This is a genomic window from Streptomyces coelicoflavus, from assembly GCF_003112555.1.
In the GTDB taxonomy this organism is placed as follows: Bacteria; Actinomycetota; Actinomycetes; order Streptomycetales; family Streptomycetaceae; genus Streptomyces; species Streptomyces coelicoflavus.
The window spans coordinates 1-4,360 of record NZ_BEWB01000034.1 but is presented as its reverse complement, the minus strand read 5'-3'; the positions used below and the strand labels follow the sequence as shown (position 1 = coordinate 4,360).

Sequence of the window (4,360 nt, the reverse complement as noted above, 5' to 3'; positions counted from 1 at the left end):
TCACCTCACCGCATAACAGACCTACGAAACGATGGGGTCATGGCGACCTTGCAGTCCGAAAATTCTATGCAAATGCCTGTGCAGGAGCCGGTCGCGTTCCGGTAACGGATCTCCCGGCGGACAGGGCGTGAATCGATTCCAGAGGGCCGGCAAGATACCCGCGAGCGTGCGCGACATGTGCTCCCGGTCCGTGACTGCACCTCTATCGCGCTAGACATCAGCATGACCGCCAGTTCGGCACCAGCTATGAAGCCCCGAGCGACGCCACGCGCCAGGGCTGACGTTCTTGAGGAACAGACTTCAGCTCGCCGTTCCGCAGGCGCCTGCGGAGGGCTATAGGTCGGACAGCGCCTTCTCGCTCTTCCGCGCTGCTTCAGAAGGCCAGATCTGAGTCCGGTCAAACTGACCAGGACTTTCGCCTCATCGTCTGCCTACTTCCTGAAGTCCGTCATGACGGCGACGACGCGGCGTCTTCTTCCCGAGGGTCGACATTGACGGGATCGTGCATGTGCTCAAATCGCCGCCGCTGACGCTCCTCGTGCCGGGTCACCCTGGTCTGCTTCTCCACCGTCTGTTCGGAGAGGGGCGGGAGGGCGTCATCGCGGATGTATGCCGCTAGGACGTCGACCATGTCCTTTCTCAGTTCGCCGAACCAGCGGATCGCGAAATAGTGCCGGACTCCGGCAGCCCGGTAGCGGTTCGCGAGTTGGAGATGAAGTGTTACCCGCTCACGAACGTCCCGGTTTGGAATACGGGTGACGGCCAAGTCGGTGTTCTTCAGGTGCCCGAACACGGTGTCCAGATACGGCAGCCTTTCGTCTGTATGCGCTGTAACGACGTCATTGCCCCCGACGGTCTCCAGAAACGCACCCAGGGCGATCAGCTCGTTCAGTGCCTTGTCCGCCGCGACCTGACCGATCTCCAACAGACGGGCTTCCCGTGCCAGATCTTTCTGATGCGACAGTGTGAGCCATACACCGCCGAATGACGCGGCGCCACCTATGAGGGCACCGCCCAGGCCGCTGATCAGTCCCACCAACGTCTCCGTCTGCACAGCGATTACCCTGCCGGACAATGGCCCTTGATGGAGGTGATTCCGTCAGGTTCATACGGCGTTCGTCAACGGTGCCCTTCCTCGTATGCCAGCGCCAGCTCTTCCATGTGCACGGAGTAGAGCGTCTCGACCCGCCGGGCACGGGTCAGGCCGACTCCCTCCGGCGGAAGCTGTTCGTCCCGGACCAAGGCTCCCAGGCAGTCCAGAGCGTGATCACAGAGCTCTGTGAGGACCTGAGGCGATCCTTCAAGAGCAGGTTCCGAGATGTCGGACCAGGCCAGCAGCTCAGCGATCTTGCTCAGCCTCAGCCGGAAGGGCTCGTCGCGGATTCTCAGCAGGATCGGCTCCAGCTTGTTCACTTGCTGCTGTAGGGACCGCTGCCACACATCGATACGCTGCTGCGCCTCCTCCTGGAACTCGGCCGGCCTTCCACGTACGTGCTGCTTGATCTGGAAGAACATCTGGATCGCCGAGTCCACGGCGGTGTCGGTTCGCTGAGCGATCACAAGCTGCCGCGAAGCACGAGTCTGCTGCCGCTGGGCAATGACTGTCGCCCACAGCGAGAGCCCTCCACCAATGATCGTGCCACCCACTCCGAAGATCGCCCCCACCCACACCGATCCGTCCATGGTGGGCATCATGCAGACCGGAACCAGTCCTGTGAGGCTGATCCCATGAAATTTCCGGCGGCCCACGCTGCGCTTGGGGACGGGGCGGGACGTACCACCACAAGGCAACGAGGAAGTCGCGCAATCAATTGGGCGCAATCCTGAACTTCACCACCAAGCAGCACCAGCATTCGGCCCCCCATCTGCCGTCCTCCTCCCGGAGCATCGTGCGCAGGTCGCACGATGGGGCACGCGAGGGGCAATAGGATCCTGACGAGCTTGATGCTGGTGGCCTGAGCACTCCGGGAAAGGCCATGACGTTGCCAAGGGTTACTCGTATCTTCGGACTATGACCGCAACTGCCCGGCGCGAGCTGGTGAGTCCAGCGTCCCGAAACGCCGTCCGCTCACTCGCCACGTCTTTGACCGTCCGTATCGTGTCCGAGCTGTGGGAGGACCAGGGCTTCGCGCCGATCCCCCCGGAGGAGCTGAAGTACCAGGATCCCGGCCAGCGGCGGACTGAGTTCATGCTCTACGCCGAGGGCGTGGACTGGACCGACCCGGACCACGTGCGTCGCGCGCTTCTCGTGTTCGAGGACTTCCTCCGCAAGTACGACGAGGAGACGTATCAGTGGAGGCATGAGTCTTCGCCAACACCCGATGCGTGGCGCGAGGACATCCGGGTCCGACTGGAACGGGACGGACTCGTACTTGACGGAAGCGGCAAGATCACGTGGAGCGCTCCGCCTGTTCTGGCCCGGGACCTGAGCGCGCTGACTGACGCTTCGGGCATCTTCGTCGAGTTGGAGCGCATCCGCCGGGACTTGACGACCGACCCTCACGGTGCCATCGGGGCAGCCAAGCAGCTCATCGAGGCGACGGCCAAGACGGCTTTGCGTGAGCTGGGCGTCCCTATCGACAAGAACGCCGCGCTGCCGGCTCTCGTCAACACGGTGCAGAAGGCGCTGAAGCTCGATGCCGGCTCTGCTCCCGACGGGCCCGACGGCAGCAAGGCTGTGAAGAAGATTCTCTCCGGCTCTGTGAACATCGCCGTGGGCGTTGCCGAGCTGCGCAACCAGGGCTTCGGAAGCGGACACGGAATGGCGAGTGCCCCGTCAGGACTCGGGGTCCGTCATGCCCGGCTGACGGTGAACGCCGCCGTGACGTGGTGCGAGCTAATTCTTGACACGCTGGCGGATCCGGCCGCTCCGTGGCGCAGGGGCAGGAGTTGATCGTGGGAAGAACTAAGAAGGGTCTCAAGCGGAACAACCACACTGTGCCCAGGTCCTACCTGGAGCGCTTCGCCGGTGAGTTCATGCAGGTGTCCCGCCTTCGGTTGGAGGATGGCGTCTGCAAGTCTGAGCCCATTAAGCGGTCGACGGTGGTCAGGGACTTCTACCTCATGGAGACTGCGGACGGGCACTGGTCTGACGCAGCGGAGGATGCGTTCGGAGTGATCGAGAGCGGCGGCATCCAGGCGATCCGAGCAGCCGTTGACGACCGACTCTGGCCATTGCCGGATGAGCACCGTGCAGCCCTCTCGGCATGGGTTGCGCTTCAGTACGTAAGGGTCCCGGCCATCCGGCAGGGTGGTGACGAGGTGGCGGACTTCATGCTAAAGCTGAATGTGGCGGTCAATGGCAAGCCGCGAATACGGCGGTTCCTTGCGGAACGGCTGGGGCGGCCCCCGACGGAGGAGGAAGTCGATGGGCACTGGGAGAGGCTCACGGACTTCAACTCCTACAAGGTCAAGCAACACCCGAACAGGCACCTGAAGCTCATCAAGGAATTGGTCCCCAAGGCGGCCGGGCATTTCTTCGATAGTGCTTGGTGGATCTGCCGTTTCGAGAGTGAAGCACTGCTTACGGCGGACTGCCCCGTGGTCCTAGTCCCACGAGCTGGTGACGAGGGCGACGGCGTTGGTCTTGCGACAGCCCAGATGTTCCTGGTTCCCCTGGACCGCCGCGCGGGACTTGTGATCCAGAACTGCCGAGGCGCGGACCGCGAGTTTCCACCAAGCGGGGAGATCGCGCATACGTTCAATCAGCAGCTCGTACTGAACGCTCACCGGAGCGTGTTCCATCACCCGGACGACCAGCCGCTCAAGGGATTGCACATTCCTGGTGTCAGGGTCAGTGAGATCTCGATCGAAGCGGATCCCAAAGAGTTCCTCATGCCTGATGGGTGGCGAGGCGGCAAGGCTTGATCACCTCCGCCGCACACTGGCTCTGTTGCCCGGGAGGCGTTCGAGCCGGTAGGCGAAGTCACACCAATCCAGGGCGCACCGACGGTCCAGCCTGCCCGTGCTGCAAGCGTGGCAAGCGTGGCAGGCGTGGTATTCGCACCAGTGTCAGGGCCCTTGGCGGCCCATGGAGTGAGCCACGAGCCTGCCTCCCAGAGCTCTTCCCTAGGTCTGTTATGCGGTGAGGTGGTGGTTGAGGATCTTGGCGGCTTTGCTGATGGAGCCGGGCATGAGGTGGCGGTAGATCTTGAAGGTGATCTCGATGGTCTTGTGGCCCATCCACTCGGCGACGTCGGTGATGGGGATGCCGTGGGTGAGGCAGTTGGAGGCGAAGAAGTGCCGCAGGCCGTAGACGACCATGCCGTCGGGGATGTCGGTCTGGCCGGCCTTCTTGATTCGCTGCCACTGGTTGGCGATGTGGTAGTGCGGGAAGGTGCGGGCCGGGTCGCCGGGATGA

The 4,360-nt window shown here is 63.0% G+C and carries 5 protein-coding genes; 2 read left to right on the top strand and 3 right to left on the bottom strand.

From position 1 onward, the window contains the following. Positions 1–448: 448 nt before the first annotated feature. Positions 449–1,036, bottom strand: a complete 588-nt coding sequence (locus tag Sco07f_RS39615) for a hypothetical protein (protein WP_244942277.1) — start codon at positions 1,034–1,036, stop codon at positions 449–451. 83 nt (positions 1,037–1,119) lie between these two features. Beyond that, a complete protein-coding gene (locus tag Sco07f_RS40000; RefSeq protein WP_159107072.1) occupies positions 1,120–1,683 on the bottom strand; it encodes a hypothetical protein in 564 nt (187 codons plus the stop codon). A gap of 415 nt (positions 1,684–2,098) precedes the next feature. On the opposite strand from Sco07f_RS40000, the gene Sco07f_RS39605 reads away from it, so the two are divergent. Both Sco07f_RS39605 and Sco07f_RS39600 read left to right on the top strand, forming a co-directional pair. Then, on the top strand, positions 2,099–2,893 hold the full coding sequence (locus tag Sco07f_RS39605) for an abortive infection family protein (protein ID WP_244942276.1): 795 nt from the start codon (positions 2,099–2,101) through the stop codon (positions 2,891–2,893). A 2-nt stretch (positions 2,894–2,895) separates the two neighbouring features. Next, positions 2,896–3,867 carry a DUF4238 domain-containing protein gene (locus Sco07f_RS39600; RefSeq protein ID WP_159107071.1) on the top strand — a complete coding sequence of 324 codons (972 nt, stop codon included), beginning with the start codon at positions 2,896–2,898 and terminating at the stop codon, positions 3,865–3,867. A 210-nt stretch (positions 3,868–4,077) separates the two neighbouring features. Here the strand turns inward: Sco07f_RS39600 and Sco07f_RS39595 are convergent. Then, positions 4,078–4,360, bottom strand: a 283-nt coding sequence (locus Sco07f_RS39595; RefSeq protein ID WP_159107070.1) for a tyrosine-type recombinase/integrase, incomplete at its 5' end; no start/stop codon positions are given.